This window comes from Halpernia sp. (assembly GCF_048269545.1).
Taxonomy (GTDB): Bacteria; Bacteroidota; Bacteroidia; order Flavobacteriales; family Weeksellaceae; genus Halpernia.
In genome coordinates this window covers 1-20705 of sequence record NZ_JBLXIJ010000014.1, presented here as the reverse complement: position 1 = coordinate 20705, position 20705 = coordinate 1, and the positions used below count along the sequence as shown (strand labels likewise).

19 protein-coding genes and 1 tRNA gene are annotated in these 20705 nt (G+C 30.3%); 7 read left to right on the top strand and 13 right to left on the bottom strand.

Features of this window, described 5'->3' with window-relative positions; all coding sequences use genetic code 11:
* Positions 1–66 precede the first annotated feature (66 nt).
* From ACN0WB_RS11305 to porQ, 3 genes are all read right to left on the bottom strand, one after another.
* The gene (locus ACN0WB_RS11305; protein WP_417431846.1) at positions 67–453 is read right to left on the bottom strand and encodes a YtxH domain-containing protein; all 387 of its coding nucleotides are present in this window, start codon (positions 451–453) and stop codon (positions 67–69) included.
* Between the two features lie 97 nt (positions 454–550).
* Entirely contained in the window at positions 551–1219 is a 669-nt protein-coding gene (cmk, locus tag ACN0WB_RS11300) for a (d)CMP kinase (RefSeq protein ID WP_417431844.1), read from the bottom strand.
* A gap of 41 nt (positions 1220–1260) precedes the next feature.
* A complete protein-coding gene (gene porQ / locus ACN0WB_RS11295; protein WP_417431842.1) occupies positions 1261–2259 on the bottom strand; it encodes a type IX secretion system protein PorQ in 999 nt (332 codons plus the stop codon).
* Positions 2260–2578: 319 nt separating this feature from the next.
* On the opposite strand from porQ, the gene pyrH reads away from it, so the two are divergent.
* From pyrH to tpx, 3 genes are all read left to right on the top strand, one after another.
* Positions 2579–3286 (top strand): UMP kinase, encoded by a 708-nt coding sequence (gene pyrH / locus ACN0WB_RS11290; protein WP_417431840.1) that lies wholly within the window; start codon positions 2579–2581, stop codon positions 3284–3286.
* Between the two features lie 129 nt (positions 3287–3415).
* A complete protein-coding gene (frr, locus tag ACN0WB_RS11285) occupies positions 3416–3970 on the top strand; it encodes a ribosome recycling factor (RefSeq protein WP_417431838.1) in 555 nt (184 codons plus the stop codon).
* A gap of 228 nt (positions 3971–4198) precedes the next feature.
* Positions 4199–4708 carry a thiol peroxidase gene (gene tpx, locus ACN0WB_RS11280; RefSeq protein ID WP_417431864.1) on the top strand — a complete coding sequence of 170 codons (510 nt, stop codon included), beginning with the start codon at positions 4199–4201 and terminating at the stop codon, positions 4706–4708.
* Positions 4709–4819: 111 nt separating this feature from the next.
* On the opposite strand, the gene ACN0WB_RS11275 is transcribed toward tpx, so the two are convergent.
* The 4 genes from ACN0WB_RS11275 to ACN0WB_RS11260 all read right to left on the bottom strand — a co-directional run bounded on the left by ACN0WB_RS11275 (position 4820) and on the right by ACN0WB_RS11260 (position 9061).
* On the bottom strand, positions 4820–6268 hold the full coding sequence (locus tag ACN0WB_RS11275) for an LptF/LptG family permease (RefSeq protein ID WP_417431836.1): 1449 nt from the start codon (positions 6266–6268) through the stop codon (positions 4820–4822).
* A gap of 69 nt (positions 6269–6337) precedes the next feature.
* The gene (locus ACN0WB_RS11270) at positions 6338–6979 is read right to left on the bottom strand and encodes a LolA family protein (RefSeq protein WP_417431834.1); all 642 of its coding nucleotides are present in this window, start codon (positions 6977–6979) and stop codon (positions 6338–6340) included.
* A 552-nt stretch (positions 6980–7531) separates the two neighbouring features.
* Complete coding sequence (locus ACN0WB_RS11265; RefSeq protein WP_417431832.1) at positions 7532–8299, bottom strand: GLPGLI family protein; 768 nt, start codon at positions 8297–8299, stop codon at positions 7532–7534.
* 108 nt (positions 8300–8407) lie between these two features.
* Positions 8408–9061 carry a hypothetical protein gene (locus ACN0WB_RS11260; RefSeq protein ID WP_417431830.1) on the bottom strand — a complete coding sequence of 218 codons (654 nt, stop codon included), beginning with the start codon at positions 9059–9061 and terminating at the stop codon, positions 8408–8410.
* Between the two features lie 49 nt (positions 9062–9110).
* On the opposite strand from ACN0WB_RS11260, the gene ACN0WB_RS11255 reads away from it, so the two are divergent.
* Positions 9111–9509, top strand: coding sequence for a helix-turn-helix domain-containing protein (locus ACN0WB_RS11255; protein WP_417431828.1), 399 nt, complete (start codon positions 9111–9113; stop codon positions 9507–9509).
* Positions 9510–9512: 3 nt separating this feature from the next.
* Here the strand turns inward: ACN0WB_RS11255 and ACN0WB_RS11250 are convergent, their stop codons facing one another.
* Positions 9513–11903: a DNA translocase FtsK 4TM domain-containing protein gene (locus tag ACN0WB_RS11250; protein WP_417431826.1), complete on the bottom strand. Its 2391-nt coding sequence runs from the start codon at positions 11901–11903 to the stop codon at positions 9513–9515.
* Positions 11904–12037: 134 nt separating this feature from the next.
* On the opposite strand from ACN0WB_RS11250, the gene ccsB reads away from it, so the two are divergent.
* Positions 12038–15337, top strand: coding sequence for a c-type cytochrome biogenesis protein CcsB (gene ccsB, locus ACN0WB_RS11245; protein ID WP_417431821.1), 3300 nt, complete (start codon positions 12038–12040; stop codon positions 15335–15337).
* A gap of 296 nt (positions 15338–15633) precedes the next feature.
* Here ccsB and ACN0WB_RS11240 read toward each other — a convergent pair.
* From ACN0WB_RS11240 to holA, 4 genes are all read right to left on the bottom strand, one after another.
* Positions 15634–15718, bottom strand: a tRNA-Ser gene (locus ACN0WB_RS11240).
* Positions 15719–15809: 91 nt separating this feature from the next.
* Positions 15810–16175 carry a fluoride efflux transporter CrcB gene (gene crcB, locus ACN0WB_RS11235; protein WP_417431819.1) on the bottom strand — a complete coding sequence of 122 codons (366 nt, stop codon included), beginning with the start codon at positions 16173–16175 and terminating at the stop codon, positions 15810–15812.
* 72 nt (positions 16176–16247) lie between these two features.
* The gene (gene trxB / locus ACN0WB_RS11230; protein ID WP_417431817.1) at positions 16248–17186 is read right to left on the bottom strand and encodes a thioredoxin-disulfide reductase; all 939 of its coding nucleotides are present in this window, start codon (positions 17184–17186) and stop codon (positions 16248–16250) included.
* Between the two features lie 98 nt (positions 17187–17284).
* Positions 17285–18322 carry a DNA polymerase III subunit delta gene (holA, locus tag ACN0WB_RS11225; protein ID WP_417431815.1) on the bottom strand — a complete coding sequence of 346 codons (1038 nt, stop codon included), beginning with the start codon at positions 18320–18322 and terminating at the stop codon, positions 17285–17287.
* Positions 18323–18327: 5 nt separating this feature from the next.
* On the opposite strand from holA, the gene ACN0WB_RS11220 reads away from it, so the two are divergent.
* Positions 18328–18762 (top strand): type I restriction enzyme HsdR N-terminal domain-containing protein, encoded by a 435-nt coding sequence (locus ACN0WB_RS11220; protein ID WP_417431813.1) that lies wholly within the window; start codon positions 18328–18330, stop codon positions 18760–18762.
* 65 nt (positions 18763–18827) lie between these two features.
* Positions 18828–19841, top strand: a complete 1014-nt coding sequence (locus ACN0WB_RS11215; protein WP_417431862.1) for a M28 family metallopeptidase — start codon at positions 18828–18830, stop codon at positions 19839–19841.
* A 129-nt stretch (positions 19842–19970) separates the two neighbouring features.
* On the opposite strand, the gene ACN0WB_RS11210 is transcribed toward ACN0WB_RS11215, so the two are convergent.
* On the bottom strand, positions 19971–20705 hold a 735-nt coding region (locus tag ACN0WB_RS11210), incomplete at its 5' end, for an SDR family NAD(P)-dependent oxidoreductase (protein WP_417431811.1).

Sequence of the window (20705 nt, the reverse complement as noted above, 5' to 3'; positions counted from 1 at the left end):
TTATAAAGTTACAAAAAAAGGAACTCATTATAAGTTCCTTTTTATTTTAAGGCTACACTTTTCAGTTTAAGATTTCAAACTATTGAGTTCGTTTTCTACATCTTTAGAAACATCTGCAACTTTACTTGCAGCTTGATCTTTGTATTTATCATAACCATCTTTCACATTGTGCGCTACTTTTTCTGCGGTATCTCTCACTGTATCTGAAACATTTCTATAAGTTTCTTTTGCTTTTTCTGCAGTTTGATGAAATTGGTTTTTAGCTTTTTCAGAAACTTCACAATATTTATCTGCAGCTTGGTCTTTAAGATCTTTTGCTTTAGATTTAATTTTCTTTCTTGTTTCTGCTCCTTCTTCTGGTGCGTAAAGCATTCCTAAAACTACACCTGCAGCTGCTCCTGCTAATAATCCTGCTAAAACTCCTGCTACGTTATTGTTACCTTTTTTTGACATGTTTAATAATTTAATGTTAATAATATTTTTGCGATTTTTAATATTATTTAAATTACAACAAACGTACCAAAGCATAAAAAATAGTGTTTTGTCAGCTTTAGTTTATATATGTAAGAATCAGCGCGATGGTTTCTTCTTTTGTGAGAAAAGTATTATCAATTAAAATGGCGTCTTCTGCTTGTTTTAAAGGAGAGGTTTCTCTTTCGCTGTCAATTTTATCTCTTTTAATTAAATTTTCGCGCACCGTTTTTTCATCGGTTTCAATACCAGAATTTTGCAATTCTTTTAGTCTTCTTTTGGAGCGTTCTTCTACACTTGCGGTAAGAAAAAATTTAAAATCCGCATGGGGTAAAATAAAAGTTCCGATATCTCTTCCGTCCATTATTACACCGCCTTTTTTCGCAATATTTCTTTGTAAATCTAAAAGGAAATCTCTCACTTCCGGCTGTTTTGCAATAAAACTTACGTGGTTATTTACTTTAAGTTGCCGTATTTTTTGTGACATTTTTTCACCATTTAGATAAAGTTTCAACTCATTATTTTCTTCTTTAAAAGTGATTTCAATTTTGGGAAAATCTTTAAAAAGTAAATTTAAATCTATCTCTTTGTTAGAATTTAAACAATTTTTTAGAGCATAATAAGTTAAAGCGCGGTAAAGTGAACCGGTATCCAAATGAACCAGGTTTAAATTTTTTGCAATTATTTTTGAAATGGAACTTTTTCCTGTAGAAGAAAAACCATCTACGGCAATTACCGGTTTTCTCATAGCACAAATTTGCTTAAAAATTTCTTAATAATAAAATGATTTTAACGGCGATTTCCACCCAATTCAATTAAATCTAAACTAATTCCAATTAGATTCACATTTGAAGAATTATGATACCGAACATGAGAATAATCAAATCGGAAAGAAGAAATTTTCACTCCAAAACCAACCGATAAACCAGAAAAACTTCTTTGGTCTAAAACCGCTAATTCATTTCCACGTTTCACATTATAACCAATTCTAATGTTAAAAGCTTGCTCTGGAAAAAGCTCTGCACCAAAGGAAAAATGATCTGCTACTTTTCTCGCCCACCGAACAGGTTGTCCATTAATATTGTAATCTGGCGAAATATTAAGTTGTTGTAAATCGTGTGCAGTAATCGTTAAAGCTATAGGAAATTCGTCTAATATTCTAGTGTATCCCAAATCCACTCGAAATGGTAATTTTTCTCGAACGGCATTAAATGGTTTAAATTGATATCCGAAATTTCTAAAAACCAGTGAAACCGTTTCTTTGCTTTTTTCATTGTTATAAGTGACACCGCCACTTGCGCCAATTGCCATAGAAGTGTAAGTGTCAATCTTTGAAGTAATAAAATTTAAATTCATTCCGATTGTCCAATTATCTTCAAATTGCATGGCGTAACCTGCTCCAATTGTAGCATCCATCGCACTGAAATTTCCAGAAATTTGTGAACTCTCATCGGTTCTCGGAGTTGAACCGTAATCCATATAACGTGCGTTTAAACTAATTAAATTTCCTCTACCTAAATCTTTTACAAAAGCCACAGTTCCAAATTTAGAACCCGCTAAATAATTTGCATAATTGAGAGAAATTCTTTGATCTTGGTCTAAATTCATCAAAGCCGGATTAATACCAGAAAAACTTACATCAAAATCCCGAATAGAAATGGCATCACCTCCCAAAGCGGCTTGTCTCGCAGAAACTGGAATGTTCATAAACGGATAAACATTCTCGCCTGATTGAGCGAAAGAAAATAAAGAAAATGTTAAAAAAAATAAAGAAAATTTTTTCTTCAAACGTGCTAAAATTTTTACAAAAATAATTGAATTAATTTAAAATAATTCCTCCATCAAAAATATATTTATATAACGAGATTATTCTCGTTTCCTTATATTTGCAAAAATTAAAAATTTCTCTAAGTCATTATCTGATAAATTAAAATGAAACATTCATTAAAAATTAAAATTCACTTACAAGAAAATAATTTAGAATGTAACATCTGACCATTAAAAATAAATAGAAATAAACAGATAAAACATTCATTAAAAATTAAAATTTATTTACAAGAAATAATTTAGAAATAACATTGGACCATTAAAAATAGAAAATAATCAAATGAAATATAAAAGAATTTTATTAAAACTGAGCGGCGAAGCTTTAATGGGAAACCGACAATACGGAATTGATAATGACCGTTTGGTGGAATATGCAGTAGAAATTAAACAAGCAATAGATGCGGGTTGTCAAGTTGCAATCGTCATTGGTGGCGGAAATATTTTCCGTGGTTTAGCGGGAGCTGCAAAAGGAATGGACAGAGTTCAAGGTGATTATATGGGAATGCTTGCAACTGTAATTAATGGAATGGCTTTGCAAGGCGCGTTAGAAGATGCAGGAATTTATACCCGACTTCAATCTGCCATTGAAATGGACAAAGTGGCAGAACCATTTATCAAAAGAAAAGCAACCAGACATTTAGAAAAAGGAAGAGTGGTGATTTTTGGAGCAGGAACTGGAAATCCTTATTTCACAACTGATACAGCTGCAACTTTACGAGCGATAGAAATTGGAGCAGATGTTATTCTAAAAGGAACAAGAGTTGATGGAATTTATGACTCTGATCCTGAAAAAAATGCAGATGCAGTAAAATTTAATTCATTGTCTTTTGATGAGGTTTACAAAAAAAACCTGAAAGTAATGGATATGACGGCTTTTACATTAAGCCACGAAAATAATTTACCAATCATTGTTTTTGATATGAACAAGAAAGGTAATCTTATGAAAGTTATAAATGGTGAAACTGTAGGAACGCTTGTTTCGATTTAATTTTAATAAAAAGTTTTGACTAAATAATAATTATTGAAATTTTCCGCGAACTTTGATTTAAAATTTCGCGATTTTTAAAACCCGAAACTTTAAATATAAATGTGTCAATTATCAAATTTTAAATATACAATGGAAGAATTAGAACTTATAGTGATGTCCGTTACGCAAGAAATGGACGCTGCTTTAAAACACCAAGAACACGCTTTTCAAAAAATTCGTGCGGGAAGAGCTTCTACAGCAATGGTTCAAGATGTGATGGTAGAATATTACGGCGCAATGACGCCAATTGCTCAAGTTGCAAATGTGATGGTTCCAGATGCGATGACAATTTCCATTCAACCATGGGATAAAACCGCAATTGGTGCTATTGAAAAAGCAATTATTAATTCAAATTTAGGTTTTGCACCGTCAAATAATGGTGAAAATATTATTTTAAATGTTCCACCATTAACGGAAGAACGTAGAAAAGATTTAGCAAAACAAGCGAAAGCAGAATGTGAACAAACAAAAATCACGATTCGAAATGCGCGTCAAGAAGGAATGAAAGACTTAAAAAAGTTAGATGGAATTGCAGAAGATTTAATTAAAAATGTAGAAGCAGATATCCAAGTTTTGACGGATAAATATTCTAAAAAAGCGGAAGAAAATTTAAAATTAAAAGAAGAAGATATTTTAAAAGTTTAAATAGAAAAATTACAAATTTGCTTTAAAATAGTATTTTAATAAGTGATTAAAATTTAAAAAAAATTCAGTTTATCTGAATTTTTTTTTGTTCATCATTTATAAAATGTATCAACTTCTCCTGTTTTTTGGTTAATAAAAGTATTAAATTTGACCAAAATAAAAAAAATGATAAAGAAATTATTACTCTCCGCTTTACTTTTCGGAGTTTGCTTCAGTGCATTTTCTCAAATGAAACAATCTACAGTTTTAATGGGTGGAAAACCAATTCACATTGTAGGAACTTTACCAAAAACTGGAGAAAAAGCGCCAGATTTTAGTTTGACAGATAACAAAATGCAGCAAAAATCATTAGCTGATTTTAAAGGAAAATATGTTTTACTCAATATTTTTCCAAGTGTAGATACAGGAGTTTGTTCCGCTTCGGTTCGTCATTTTAATGAAGATGCAGCAAAATTACCAAATACGGCAGTTTTGTGTATTTCTAAAGATTTACCATTTGCACAAAAAAGATTTTGCGGCGCAGAAGGAATTGAAAATGTGACCATGCTTTCGGATTTTCGTTCAGATTTTGGTGAAAAATATGGCGTAAAAATCGCAGATAGTGCAATGAAAGGTTTATTAAGTAGAGTAGTGGTAATCATCAATCCAGAAGGGAAAATCATTTACGAAGAACAAGTTTCAGATATTGCTCACGAACCTAATTATGAAGCCGCAATTGCAGCAATTAATAGGAAATAATTTTTTTTAAACCTACAGATTGCTTCGTTCCTCGCAATGACAAAGATTCAGTTTCCGCTGAATCTTTTTTTTGATTTATATTAAAAAAATTAAGTTTAAACTTCACAACTTTTATTGATATCTTTCGTGTTCTTTATTTTTAGTAAACAAAGCAATCACGGGTTTAAACCAAATTTTATATTTCTCAATATCAAAAACTTGTGAATCTGTTAAAGCTTTGTAAGTAAGCCAAATTCCAAACGGAAATAATAATATATTCGGAAGCCACGCTGCAATGTAAGGATTCATTTCTCCAGACCACGCAAGGTTTTCCACTGTTAAATTTAAAACATAGAAAATTATAAAAATTACAATTGCAATAACGACGGGAAGTCCCATTCCACCTTTTCTGATAATCGAGCCTAAACTTGCACCAATTAAAAAGAAAATAATACAAGTTACAGAATACGCAAAAATCCGTTGTTGATACATTACAATTTTACTGTAGTATTTTACAGACGCAAGGATCTGTTCTTGTTTTCCCAAATTTGCATTTTTTAAACTTTCAATTTTATTATAGGCAGAAAGAAGCATATCCAGCTTTTTCTTTTCTTTTACGGTATCTAATTTCATTTGTTGAACTACCTTTTTTTTAGGTAATGTGGCATCTACATAATTAATGTAATTATTAGTTTGACTCACGAATTCATCACTAATTCCCGTAAAATTTATTTTGTTGTTTTCCCTGTTTTCTTTAATACTTTTATTGAGTTCTGTATAGTTTTCAAAACGATAATCATCTGTAATTTTCTGATCTTCCAAAGCTTTTTCCGTCAATTCACTAATGTCAAAATAGGAAACCAAAGTATCGAATTTTACAGATTGATCGGGTTGTTTTAAGCGCTCGTTATAATCTTTGTTTGCAATATCATCTTCAAAAATATAACCATCATAAAGTTTTAATTTTAAATAATTTTTTTCGGGAGATAATTTTCCGCGTTTTGCTACAATAGATTGTTGGTTTTCAAAAGAATTGGCTTTTTTATGAACAAAAACGCCTTCAATGTTTTCACCATTTTCTCCAGAGATTTTATCAAATTTAACTTGGAATCCGGGGATTTGATCAATGAATTGTCCAGGTGTGAAATTTAGCGCAGGTTTTGTTGCAGCAATATTGTAAAACATATTTTTTGCTTTTCGCTGAAAATCTGGGATAATATTATTTGAAAAAAAGAAGAGTAGAATAGCTAAATAACTAACGGTAAAAAAAAGTGGCATCATAATTCTGGTAAGAGAAATTCCCGCAGCTTTCATTGCGGCGAGTTCATATCTCTCACCAAATTCCCCAAAAGTCATAATGGAAGAAAGTAATATTGTTAAAGGTAAAACCAACGTAATTACACTTACTCCCATATAAAAAAGGAGCTTCAGAATTTCCCAATAACTTAATCCTTTTCCTAAAAACTGACCCAGCTGAATCCAAATAATATTAACAATGAAAATGAAAAACAACACACTGAAAATAAAAATAAAGGGTCCGAAAAAAGTTTTGATGATGTAGCGGTCCAGTTTTTTAAACATGTGTCAAATTTAAACAAAAAGCCTCAAAGTTTTACTTCGAGGCGTTATTTTAACAGAAATTAATAGATTTTAAAGTTCTGTGATGATGTAATTTTTATATTGGTTTTTATCAAAGCTAAACATATCTGCGCTTAAATTTTGATTTTCTTTGTAATCCTTCATTGCGATTACTGAAATATTATTGTCTTTAGAAAATTGCTCCAATTTTACCAATTGATTTTTTGCAGAATTTACATACAGATAGACATATTTTATACCGTTATCTTTTATTGGAGTTAGTTTTATTCTATCTGCATTTACACCGTTTACTTTTATTTTTCCTACATAATTTACGTTGTAATCTTTATTATAAGTCTCCAAATAATTAAGGGGAGAAAACATCATTTCATTTCCATTTGGTTTTGCAATCGTCACTTCATGGTCTTCTGCACTTATGTTGTAAATTTTAGAACCGTCAAAAATTTGTTCGGTTCCCATAATTTTTAACTTGTATTTATCTTTTGCACTATAAAAAATTCCGGGTTCGGTTTTGGTTATTTTTCCATTTCCTGTTCCGTAAACAAATTTAAAATAAGTGTTGTTGTTTGATTTGTAATTTTTTGTAACCGCATCTAAAATTGTTTTAGATTTTGCGTCTATTCTTTGTGCTTTTGCAAATCCGATAATTGTAAAAGTGAGGATTAGAAAAGTTGTTTTTTTTATAAATGTCATATTTTTTGTTTTCAAAAATTTAGATTGAAAAAATTTAAAAAAGTTAAACCTTTGTTTAAATTTAATATTATTTCCGAAACTAATTTCAAAAATTACGCCAAGAATTTTGCTAATTTAAGATTAATAATAATATCTTAAATCCTCCAAAAAAGTTGTACGGTTTTTGGGGGGCAGCATATTTATTATAAAAAAACAAAAAATTCATTCAAAATTTTGAATGAATTTAATTTTTAAAATTATTAAATAATAAATTTAAATAAGTATTTAATTACTGTTGTTTCCAAAATATATTTTTAATTATTAAAAAAACAATAACCAATTGGAATAATAATAATATTGCGAATATATAAGAACTGTAAAATACATGTGTCATTTTAAAATACGCAAATAACGTTAATGTTACGGAAAAAATAAAAAATATAACAATTAGTACTTTTAAATTTTTTATTTTTTGTAATAAGTAATACATAATTTTTGTTTTTGTAAATGTAGGAATTTAATTCCAATTTTCTTAATAATTAATGATAATTTAAATAGAGCCAATTTCTTAACTTATTCGATTGGATTATTTTCTAATTTTTCTTTCATTTTAAATTTTTCCTCTATTGTTTTTTTTATATTACCCTCTAAAATTTCAAAACCAGGTATTGATGAGTACGGATTATTTTTTAGTTTTATTTTTGCATCTAGGAATTCCTTATGAGTTATTATTTTTGATGGTGGAGAAATTATTTTTAAATCAAGGTTTTTTGAAAGACCTGAAAAATTATAATTATATTCATTTTTACTATCACTAATTTGTAAAATTAAACCAGGTAGACCTTTAAATTTATAAGGACCTTCTTGAATTGGAATTTCAACTGTGTACCATGCAATCCATTTTCGTCCAAATAATTCACATTCCGCTTTTGAAACTTTATAAGAATTTATGGTTTTTTGCTCAGCTACTAAATCCCATAATATTTTAAAATTTTCGATTTCATATTTCAATTTTTGACTACCAAAATTATTATCCTCGCCTAGAATTTTCGTAGAATAATTGTAAAATATTGTATTTGTAAACCTACTTTGATTAGTTTTAAAGAAAGATAAGTTTATTATAGCACTACCATTTAAAATTGAATCAGCCTTAAATTGCCCAATGCTTTTAAATATTGAAGTTTTTGAATTAGTATCTATTTGTAAGTAGAAACTTTCATCTTCAAATTTATTAAAATCTTTACTAGGTTTATAATGTAGATTATACGTTATTAATAATTTATTCTGAGCATAAATATTTAATGTAGAAAAAAGTAAAATAAATAGAACAGTATTTCTCATTGATGAAATTTTGTTTTAAAGAGGAATAAATTTAAAAGATAAGAATTATTTCGATTAATTCTTATCTTTTAAAGTAATTTGTAGAGTAATTTGTAATTGGATAGTATTTTACGCAGCTGTTATTGTTTTTTTTACAGGTTTCACTTCATAGCAAGAACAACCAGCTGCAATTAGGACCGCAATTTCTGGATGTGTTACGTAAGCTGCTGTTGAAATAAAGCTATCGCAAAACTCAGCAGATTCTCTGTTGAAACACTCATTGAAAGTTTCAGATGTAGTTCTTTGACAAAAATCACGTAAACTTGGTTCTCCTGGTCCTCCAAGTTTTTTTTGAATTACACCATTTTTAAATGTAAATGAATCATTTATATTATTAAGATTATCATGCAAAAGAACTCCGCCATTTCCTTGCATGTCAAATAAGCTATTCACATTGAGATCAATAAGAATATAAAATTTTTCATGTTCAGTTGATATTCGCAATACTCTGTTATTATTTAATAAAACGAAATAATTATCAGTAAGTCTAGATTTATAAACTTTATTTACTAGTACATCTTTGTAGTTTTCATTCAGCTTTAAATACTTAGAAATTTTTTCAAAATCAAATGCGCTAGATTTTTCTAAATTCAACTTTTCTAAATAATCAAATTTAGGAGTTGTTACGGCAGCCGATTCTAATAAATCTGGCATAATCGTGTTGTTTTTTGCACTTGCCAAACTACAAATTGTAAATGATAGTAATAATAGAAGGTTTTTCATAATAGTTATTTTTTTTTGTTTAACTAAAGTAAAATTGCAAATTAATTAAATGAAATTAATTAAAATATTAAATAAAAATATTAATTTAGCGCATAAGAATATTTCTAATATGAATACTATAGGTTCAAGAATTAGAAAACTTAGAGAAGAAAAGGGCTTTAAACAAGAGTATATGGCTTATGAACTTGAAGTTTCACAAAGTAATTATGGAAGATTAGAAAAAGAGGATAATAGATTAACCGTTCCAAAAATTCAGAAAATTGCAGAGATATTAAATGTTTCAATTTCAGTTTTATTTGGTGAAAAAGCTGCAAATATTGTCTATGAAAACCTTGGAAATGCTCAGAACGGCACTATTATATATAATGAAGTTAATCATATCAATTCCTTAAAAGAAGAAATTGTTTTTTTAAGGAATTTAATTGAGGGAAATAAAACTAAAGATTAAAACCTATTTCTTCAATTCCTCTAAAAAATTATCCAAAGAACGCAGGTCAGAAATCTGAACTTCTCTTGCTTTTGCGCCATTAAAACCGCCCACAATTCCACAAGATTCCAACTGATCCATAATTCTTCCAGCTCTGTTGTAACCGAGTTTTAATTGTCTTTGGAGCATTGAAGTTGAACCTTGTTGCGTAGAAACTACAATTCTTGCTGCATCTTCAAAAAGTGGATCTTTTTCGTTTGGATCAAAGGCTCCAACTGTGGAAGTAGTTTCGTCTGAAGAATATTCTGGTAACATGAATGCACTTGCAAAACCTTTTTGTTCGCCAATAAAATCCGCCAATCTTTCAACTTCTGGCGTATCTACAAAAGCACATTGCAAACGCAAAATTTCGTTTCCATTAAAATAAAGCATATCGCCTTTTCCAATCAATTGATCTGCTCCGGGAGAATCTAAAATAGTTCGAGAATCTACACTTGAAATCACACGAAAAGCGGCTCTCGCAGGGAAATTCGCTTTTATCATTCCCGTAATTACGTTGACGGAAGGTCTTTGTGTGGCAACAATTAAATGAATTCCTACAGCTCTTGCGAGTTGCGCCAAACGAGCAATTGGTTGTTCTACTTCTTTGCCTGCAGTCATAATTAAATCTGCAAATTCATCAACTACTAAAACAATGTAAGGTAAATAACGATGTCCATTTTCTGGATTTAATTTCCGCTGAGAAAACTTCTTATTATATTCTTTTAAATTTTTACAAAATGCATTTTTCAATAAATCATAACGTTGATCCATTTCAATACAAAGTGAATTTAAAGTATTGATAACTTTGTGTGTATCAGTAATTATCGCATCTTCTCCATCTGGAAGTTTGGCTAAATAATGGCGTTCAATTTTTGAATATAATGAAAGTTCTACTTTTTTCGGATCCACCATCACAAATTTTAATTCACTTGGATGTTTTTTAAATAAAAGTGAAGTTAAAATTGCGTTAATACCGACAGATTTTCCTTGTCCAGTTGCACCCGCCATTAATAAATGCGGCATTTTTGCTAAATCTGCCATAAAAACTTCATTGGAAATTGTTTTTCCAAAAACGACAGGCAAATCCATATCTGTATTCTGGAATTTTGCTGACGAAATTACGGAACGCATAGAAACCATTGTTGGATTTTTTCTTGGAACTTCAATTCCAATGGTACCTTTTCCGGGCATCGGCGCGATAATTCTAATTCCCAAAGCGGAAAGATTTAGAGCGATATCATCTTGTAATTTTTTCACCGCAGAAACGCGAATTCCAGCTTCCGGAACGATTTCATATAAAGTAACAGTGGGTCCAATTGTCGCTTTTATTTCTGCAATTCCAACATTGAAATTTTTTAGTAAACCAACAATTTTATTTTTATTTTCCTCTAATTCTTCTTGATTGACGTGTATTTCTTCGGGACCATAATCTTTTAAAAGATCAATTGTGGGCATTTGAAATTTTGCCAATTCTAAACGATGGTCGTATTCGCCGTGTTTTTGAACCAATTCATTTGCTTTTTTATCAAACTCATCTAACTCTTCTTTGGCAACTTCAACTTCAAATTTAATATTATCTTCTGCTGAATTTGTTTCTAATTTTACTGGATTGGAACTAAAAGAAGTTTGATTTGGTGTTTTTATTGGTTCAATATCACTTGTTACATGAAGATGTAAAGGAGCAGATTCTAAATCTTTTACAGCTAAATCTTTATTTTCTTCATTTTCCAACTCTTCGTCTGCTTCAAATTTTTCTTCCGAATTAGGCATTAATCCTCTTACTCTACCAATTGTATTATCATTTAAATCATTTAATTTTGATTTTACGTTGGACGGATTTAGATTAAATTCTAAAATAAAATAAAGACCAATACTTACCAAAAGGACCATCCATAAACCAAAAGTCCCAATGATAGAATTTAAAAGGTCCATTATTTGATAACCATAAACGCCGCTTAAAACACCAGTTCCGCCCGTAATTGCGCCCATAAAAATAGGCAACCAACAAATGAAAAAGAGGGAATGACCAAAAGTTTTCCAAGGTTTAAAATAATGTTTTTTCAAAATTAAAAAACCAGTTACTAAACAAAGAAAGGCAACAATAAAAGCAGCAATTCCTATACTATCGAAAATGAAAAAATTACCCAGCCAATCTCCAATTTTTCCAAAAATATTATCAGATTTTATTGTTTTATCGAGCATTGTTCCAGCTTGGCTTTGATCTGCTTTCCATTTCATTAAATATGAAATAAAAGAAAGTGTGAGAACAAAAGATGAAATAACAAATAAAACACCGAAAAAGATTCTTGGTTTTGAAAGAATTTTAGAAGATTCTACTTTATTTTGACGGGGGATTTTATATTTTTTTTCCATAATGTAAGTGAGGCAAATTTAATATTTTTTACTTAAAGTTATTTAATTTTCTGATTAATATCAAACTTAAAAACTGGTAAATTATTAGTCTATCTTAATTATCATTCTTATTTTTGTGGTTTATTACTCTTCTTATGAAAAAAATCCAAAGCATACTCATTTCCACTCGAACAATGGCCGTTCTTTTACTGCTTTATGCTTTCTCTATGGCGTATGCTACTTTTCTTGAAAATGATTATGGAACACCTACTGCAAAAGCTTTAATATATGAATCGAAGTGGTTTGAGCTCATTATGATTATTTTAATTTTAAACTTTTTTGGAAATATAAATAGATACAGGCTTTGGAGAAGAGAAAAATGGCCCGTTTTAGCATTTCATATGGCTTTCGTTTTTATTTTCATTGGCGGTGCTTTAACAAGATATGTTAGTTTTGAAGGACAAATGCATATAAGAGAAGGCGATACAAGTAACGAAATTGTTACCGACAAAAATTTTTTTAAAATTCAAATTGAAGATAAAGGAGATATTTTAAATTATCCGGATATCGCATATATGATGACGCCAGATTTGGTTAGAGAAAATTCATTAATAGGTAAGATTTTCCCTCACAAATTTAGTGCAGCTTACGATTATCGTGGAAAACAAATTTCTGTAAAACAAGTGAGTTATATTCAAAGAAAAAAAGATAGTTTGGTAGTTTCTCCAAATGGACAAAATTATCTTCATATTGTAACTGCAGGACAAACTGGAAGACAAAATCTTTACATAAAACCGGGCGAAGCAAAAAGCTTGAACGGAACTTTGGTAACTTACAATAGAGCAATTGATGGTGCGATAGAATTCAATGATACAAGCGGAACAATGATGCTGAAAACGCCGGAAGATGCCACTTTTATGACAATGGCAACTCAAAAAACTGGTGCAACTAAAAAAGATGAATTTCAACCTTTAGTTTTGCGAAGTTTATATTCTATTAAAGATTTAAAATTGGTAATTCCGGAAGGAGTTAAAAAAGGAAAATTAATTTATTTTCAAGGTGATAAAAATAAAGATAAGAACCTTGCAGATATGTTGAGTGTGGAGGTGCAAGGACCGAAATCAAAACAATTGGTTAATCTTTCTGTAGAACGTGGAAATCCCGATGCATACAAACAAATTACTTTAGATGGATTAAATATTATTCTTGGTTTTGGACCAAAAATTTATAATACACCATTTTCATTAAAGTTGGACAAATTCGTAATGGAAACTTATCCAGGAAGTGCATCGCCTTCTGCTTATGAATCTCACATACAAATTGTAGATAAAGGAAAGGAAACGCCGTACAAAATTTACATGAATCATGTTTTAAGTCATGATGGTTACAGATTTTTCCAATCGAGTTTTGATCCAGATAGAAAAGGAACAATTTTATCTGTAAACCATGATTTTTGGGGAACAGCTTTTACTTATATCGGTTATAACTTATTGTTTCTAAGTTTATTTATAACGCTATTTTGGAAAGGAACCCATTTCTGGAAATTAAATAAAAATTTAAAAGTGGTAAAAAGAAAAAAAATGTTAGCGGTGGTTTTATTACTGCTCTCATTTGGTATAAATGCACAAAAAATTGAAACCCATTCAACCACAGATGGAAGTAGAGAAAATGTTTATTCTTCAGAAGATGCACATAATCATGAAGATGCAGCTTTACTTACTTCTCAAAATCCAGAAGTACAAAAACCTACAGTTGGTCCATTAAAAACTGCACAAGTAATTCCTGCAGATGTTATTATTTCAAAAAATAAAATTGATAAAACGCACGCAGATAAATTTGGATATTTATTAGTTCAAAATTACGAAGGTAGAATTGTACCGATGAATACTCAAGCTTTAGATGTTTTAAGAAAATTATACAAGAAAGATGAGTTTAAAGGAAGCGATGGAAAATCTTTAGATGCAAACCAATGGTTTCTTTCTATAAATACAGATACTCCGAGTTGGACGATGGTTCCAATTATAAAAGTTGGCGCAAAAGGCGGCGATCTTTTAAAGAAAAAAACCAAAGCTAATGACGATGGTTATACCACTTTAATGTCCATGTTTCCATCCGATGGAAAAGGAAATCTTCATTACGTTTTAGAAGAAGATTATCAAGCGGCATTCCGTAAAAAACCAGGTGATCAAACCAATTATGATAAAGAAGTGATTGCTGTAAATGATCGTGTTCAAGTTTTTAATGAATTTTTTAGCGGGCAATTTATGCGAATTGTTCCCGTTCAAAATGATCCAAATAACACATGGCATTCTTGGTTAGACCAAAATATGGAACCAGATGAAGCTTCGCAAAAAGTGATGGGTCCATATTTCGCAGAAGTTCTTGCAGCAGAGCAAAGTGGGGATTGGAGTAAAGCGGATTCAGAATTAACAAAATTATCCAATTACCAACAATTGTGGGGAAAAAATGTGGTTCCCGCAAAATCTAAAGTTAATTTAGAAGTTTTCATGAATAAAGTAAATTTAAATTTTAAACTTCTAATTTTTTATACAATAATTGGTGGATTGCTTATTTTACTTGGTTTCGTAGAACTTTTTAAACCAACTAAAATTTTAAATAAAACTATTAAAGTTATAATTGGAGTTGGTGCAGTTGGTTATTTTTTGCACTTTTTAGGCTTGGTTGCGAGATGGTATATTTCTGGTCACGCACCGTGGAGCAATGGTTACGAAGCAATTATTTTTATTTCCTGGGTTGGAATTACAGCCGGTTTAGTTCTTTATAGGAATTCAAATGCATTAATTCCTGCAGCTGGATTTTTAGTGGCTGTTATTATGATGGGATTTGCGCACGGCGGTTCCGCTTTAGATCCTCAAATTACACCGCTTGTTCCTGTTTTAAAATCTTATTGGTTAATTGTACACGTCGCAGTAATTACTTCGAGTTATGGTTTTTTTGCACTCTCAATGATTATTGCAGTAATTACTTTAGTATTTTATATAATTGCTAATAAAAAATTATACCATTTTCATCACGATACAACTTTAAAAGAACTTACAATTGTTTCAGAAATGTCTCTAACAGTTGGACTTTTCGCTCTTACAGTGGGAAATTTCTTAGGCGGAATTTGGGCGAATGAATCTTGGGGAAGATATTGGAGTTGGGATCCAAAAGAAACTTGGGCGTTTATTTCAATTATTGTTTATGCTTTTGTTTTACACATGAGATTAGTTCCGGGTTTACGCGGTAGATGGACTTTTCACGTTGCAGCCATGTTTGCTTTTTGCTCGATGGTGATGACTTATTTTGGTGTAAATTATTATCTTTCCGGTTTGCATTCTTATGCGGCGGGAGATCCAGTTCCAATTCCAATCTGGGTTTGGCTCGGTTTGGCTTTTATGCTAAGTTTGGCGATTGCTTCTTATTTAAAATTTAGATATTTAAAGAAAAATTAAAATAGGGAATCCATAAATATAAAAATTCGCTTTTATCGTTTTTTATCAATATACAATCCTGAAATTATTTTCAGGATTTTTTTTGTAGCAAAACGTTTCTGTTTCTTAGAAGCCTCTTCCCGTGTTCCGCTGTATCTCGCCGCGGCGGGGATGTCGCTTCACCCGCGGCTAAAAACAAGATTGTTTTTTTAAAGAAAGTAAGAAAAATAAAAATTTTAATTAGAATTTTTCAATTAACATTTCGAAAAACATTCTTTACAAAAAAATCCTCAAACATTAAAGTTTGAGGATTTTTGCGGAGAAAGAGGGATTCGAACCCCCGGACCTGTTACAGTCAATAGTTTTCAAGACTATCGCAATCGACCACTCTGCCATTTCTCCAGAAAAACGTTTCCGTTTTCAGTGGTGCAAATATAAAAATCTTTTATGTCCCCACAAAATTATTTTTGTAAAATTTGAAATAGAATTAGTCTTAATTTTTAATCATCTGAAAGCCAGCAAAAACCGCAAATAATCCTAAAATTACACTTGCTAAAACATAAAATATTAAAGTAAAATAACTTCCGTTTTGCCAAAGAGAATAGTTCTCTGCAGAAAATGTAGAAAAAGTAGTAAAACCTCCACAGAAACCTGTTATCAAAAGAAATTTTAAATAATTGTCAATTTTTAAAAAGTAAGAAGAAAGAATTCCGATTAAAAAACAACCTAAAATATTCACTGTGAAAGTTCCAAATGGAAATTCTTTTATATTTAAAAATTTCTCAGTATAATTAGATATCAAAAAGCGCATCACGCTTCCGAAACCACCACCAATAAATATGTATAAGATTGTTCTCACTTTTTCATTAGTAAATTATAAGAAGTAATTGGCAATTTAGTTTGATAAGAAATTAATAATATTTTTAAGATTTTATTTCAGTTCTCCCAAATATTTTTCTGCATCCATTGCAGCCATACAACCGCTTCCAGCAGCTGTAATTGCTTGTCTGTAAAGGTGATCTTGTACATCACCTGCCGCAAAAACTCCTGGGAGATTGGTTTTTGTGGATTTTGGTTTGGTTTCTATATATCCATTTTCATCCAAGTTTATTTGGTTATTAAAAATAGATGTATTTGGAGTGTGTCCAATTGCGATAAAAATTCCATGAACATTAATTGTCGATTTTTCTTGTGTTCTGTTATCAATGACTACAGCTCTTTCAACTAATCCGTTTTCACCTTCAATTCCCACTAATTCATGGAAATATTTCACTTCAATATTTGGTGTGTTTTCAACACGTTTTTCCATAGCTTTTGAGGCTCGAAAATGATCTTTTCTAACCAACATTGTCACTTTATTACAAATATTTGAAAGATAAGTGGCTTCTTCCGCAGCTGTATCGCCTCCTCCAACTACGATTACGTCTTTTCCTTTGTAGAAAAATCCATCACAAGTCGCACATGCAGAAACACCGCCACCTGAATATTTTTTTTCATCATCAAGTCCTAAGTATTTTGCAGTTGCTCCAGTAGAAATAATTACAGTTTTTGCAAATAATTCCTTGTTTCCAGCCCAAAGTTTATGAATTCCCCCCATTTCTGTGGAAAATTCAGTTTTGGTAATCATTTCGTAATGCACTTTTGTATCAAATCTTTCGGCTTGTTTTTGAAGATCCATCATCATTTCTGGACCTGTAACTCCGTTTGCATAACCTGGGAAATTATCAACTTCTGTGGTTGTAGTTAATTGTCCCCCTGGTTCTAAACCTGTATAAAGTTCGGGTTTTAAGTCCGCTCTAGCTGCGTAAATAGCAGCAGTAAAACCAGCTGGACCAGAACCTACGATAATGCAATCTAAAATATTTTCCATTTACTAATTTTTATTTTTCTGTCCCAAAAATCGGGATAATTATTTTTAAAAATCTATTTTATTAATTATTTTTTTTTATGATAATCATTGGTAAAAATTTACTGTAAAACTTTTATCTCTTTAATATGTAAAATTTTAAAAACCAATTCATTCAAAAGTTCATCTTCACTCATATTTTGCGCACCCAAACCTTTTCCTTTTAAATCTGTTTCTCGCAAGAGTGAAATTATTCTTGTTGCACTTTTTAAGTTGAAATTTTTTGCGGCAATTGTAAAATCTTTTAAAAAATAGGGATTAATTCCCATTTCTGCTGCAACAGATTGTGGATTTTGCCCCGCCATTGCGTGGTAAATTATTAAATTCGAAAAGAAATTATAAAGCATTCCTAAAGTTAAAACCAGCGGATTTACTTTGGAATTTTTCCCCATAAAATGAGCAATTTTAGAAACTTGATCAGGATTGTTTTGTCCCAAAGATTTAATTAATTCAAACACATTATAATCTTTAGAAATCCCAATATGAAGTTCTACCAATTTTTCATCTAGAACTTCATTTTCTTTTAGAATAATTTGCAACTTTTTTAATTCATTTGCAATTCTAGATAAATCATCGCCTAGATATTCTGCCAATAAATTCGGAATGTTTGGCGAAGTTTTTATATTTAAATTTTTACATTCGTCCGTAATCCATTGTACTAATTTAAAATCTTTTAATTTCTCACTTTGAAAAGAAAATTTCTTTTGGTTTAATAATTTCCCGAAAGATTTTCTGCCATCTAATTTTTTATTTTTATGTCCGAAAACTAGAATTGTACTTTCTACTGGATTTTGAAGATAGGTAAGAAAAGCTTTTGAATCTTCTTCTGTCGTTTTTAAATCTTGCGCTTCTTTTACAATAATCACTTGCTTATCGCCCATCATTGGAAATTGGCGAGCCAAAGAACAAATTTCTGCATAAGAAGTGTCTTTCCCGTAAGTTATAATTTGATTAAATGCTTTTTCATCTTCAGAAAGAACTTCATTTTCTAAAGCTTTTACTGCAACATCAATAAAATAAGATTCTTCGCCGTGAAAAAAATAAACCGGTAAAAACGTTTTATTTTTAATACTTTTGAGAATTACATTTAAATCTTTCATAGAGGATGGAACTTCCGAAACTCAATTTTCCGAGCGTTTTTAATTTTAAATTAAAGCAAGACAAAGATAAGTTTTTTATTTATGATGAAGTGCGGAAATCTTGGTTTTTGCTTACGCCAGAAGAGTGGGTGCGACAACATTGGGTAAATTATTTTATTAAAGAAAAGCAATATTCTCGTTCTGCAATTATTTTAGAAAAAAAATTAATAATCAACGGTCTATCTAAAAGAATTGACCTTTTAATAACAGAAAAAACAGAACCGAAAATTTTGTTAGAATGTAAAGCACCTTCAATAAGATTAACCGGAAAAACTTTTGAACAAACTGCGCGTTATAATTCTATTTTAAAAGCAGAAATTATTATTTTAAGTAATGGAAATCACCATATTTCAGCGAAGTTCCTAGAAAATAAGTATATTTTTGAAGACTTTCAATTTTAAATAGAAAGTTCGGATAAATATAGTTTCAAAAATTTATTTATCTTTAAAAAAAATTAAAAATGAGAATCAATAAAATTTTTACGGCTCTAAGTTTTGTGGCATTATTGTCCAGTTGTGCGACGGTTAATTATTCTTACGAAGGAAAAGCATTTAAAGATGCTTATTCTTCCATTAAAAGTGATGAATTGAAAAAAAATCTTTATGTAATTGCAGACGACAATATGGAAGGGCGTGATACGGGAAGTGAAGGACAAAAAAGAGCAGCAGAATATATAATTAATTACTATAAAAATCTCAATATTTCACATCCAGCTGAAATGTCTTCCTACTTACAAACAGTTCCCGCAGAATATATGAACAAAAAAAGCAGACGTGGGACTTTTAATGATTCTGCTAATATTTTAGCATTTATAAAAGGTTCAGAAAAACCAGAAGAAATTATTGTTATTTCTGCACATTATGATCATGTGGGAATGAAAGATGGAGTAGTTTACAATGGTGCGGATGACGATGGAAGTGGAACTGTTGCGGTAATGGAAATAGCAGAAGCATTTAAACAAGCTGTAAAAGAAGGACATGGACCGAAACGTTCAATTTTATTTTTGCACGTTACGGGAGAAGAACACGGTTTATTCGGTTCTTCTTATTATGTAGATAATCCAGTTTTTCCTTTGCAAAATACCGTTGCAGATTTAAATATTGATATGATTGGAAGAGATGATGCAGAAAACCGTGGTCAAAATTATGTTTATGTAATTGGTTCTGAAATGCTTTCTTCAGATTTAAAGAAAATAAATGAAGCCGCAAATGCAAAAACCAATCAGTTAAAATTAAATTATAAATACGACGATCCGAAAGATCCACAAAGATTATATTACAGAAGTGACCATTATAATTTTGCAAAAAAAGGAATTCCGGTGGCGTTTTATTTTGATGGCATTCATGAAGATTATCACAAACCAACAGATGATCCGGATAAAATTGATTATGTTTTGTTAGCAAAAAGAGCACAATTGGTTTTCGCTACGGCTTGGGAATTGGCAAACAGAAAAGACAGAATTGTAGTTGATAAGAAATGAAATTAGAAAATAATTTATTGAGCAGAATTGAAAGATTCTGCTTTTTTTATTTTTTTACAAAAAACCTGCACTTTAAAAAAATGCAGGTCTTACAAACAAAAATTAAAACATATGAAAAACTAAACTATGTTACTTTATTGTCGAAAATCCTCCATCAACATGTAAAATTTGACCAGTAATCCAAGATGATTTTTCGGATAAAAGAAATGCCGCAGCTTCTGCAATATCTTCCACGTTTCCAATTTTTTTCATTGGATTGTATTCCGCTTGAGCACGTTTTTTTTCTGGTGTATTTAAAATTTTTCCAGCCAATGGTGTATCTGTTAATGACGGTGCAATTGCATTCACTCTAATTTTCGGTGCAAATTCAGCCGATAAAGATTTCGTTAAACCTTCAAGTGCTCCTTTTGAAATTGCAACTTGAGAATGGAAATTAAAACCAGTTTGTACCGCAATTGTTGAAAATAAAACAATTGACGAAGTTCCAGGTGATTTCAATTTTGGTAATATTTCTCGAATTATCTTTGTTGCACCTAAAACCTGAAGTTTAAAATCACTTATAAAATCTTCTTCCGAAAAACGGTGAAATGGTTTCAAATTAATACTACCAGGACAATAAACTAAACCATGAATTTCATTGGGTAAATTTTCTAAATCTAAAGTGCCATTTAAAACATCTAATGAAATAAATTTTATATTTTGAGAATTTTGTTCAGGTTGTGTTTGATTATAAGTTGCAATAATTAAACAATTTTCTTTTTGAAGAATATTTACTAAAGCTTTTCCAATACCCGAAGAACCTCCAATTACAAGATAATTTCTCATTTTTCGCGAATTTAAATAATTTGAATTATTTATTGCATA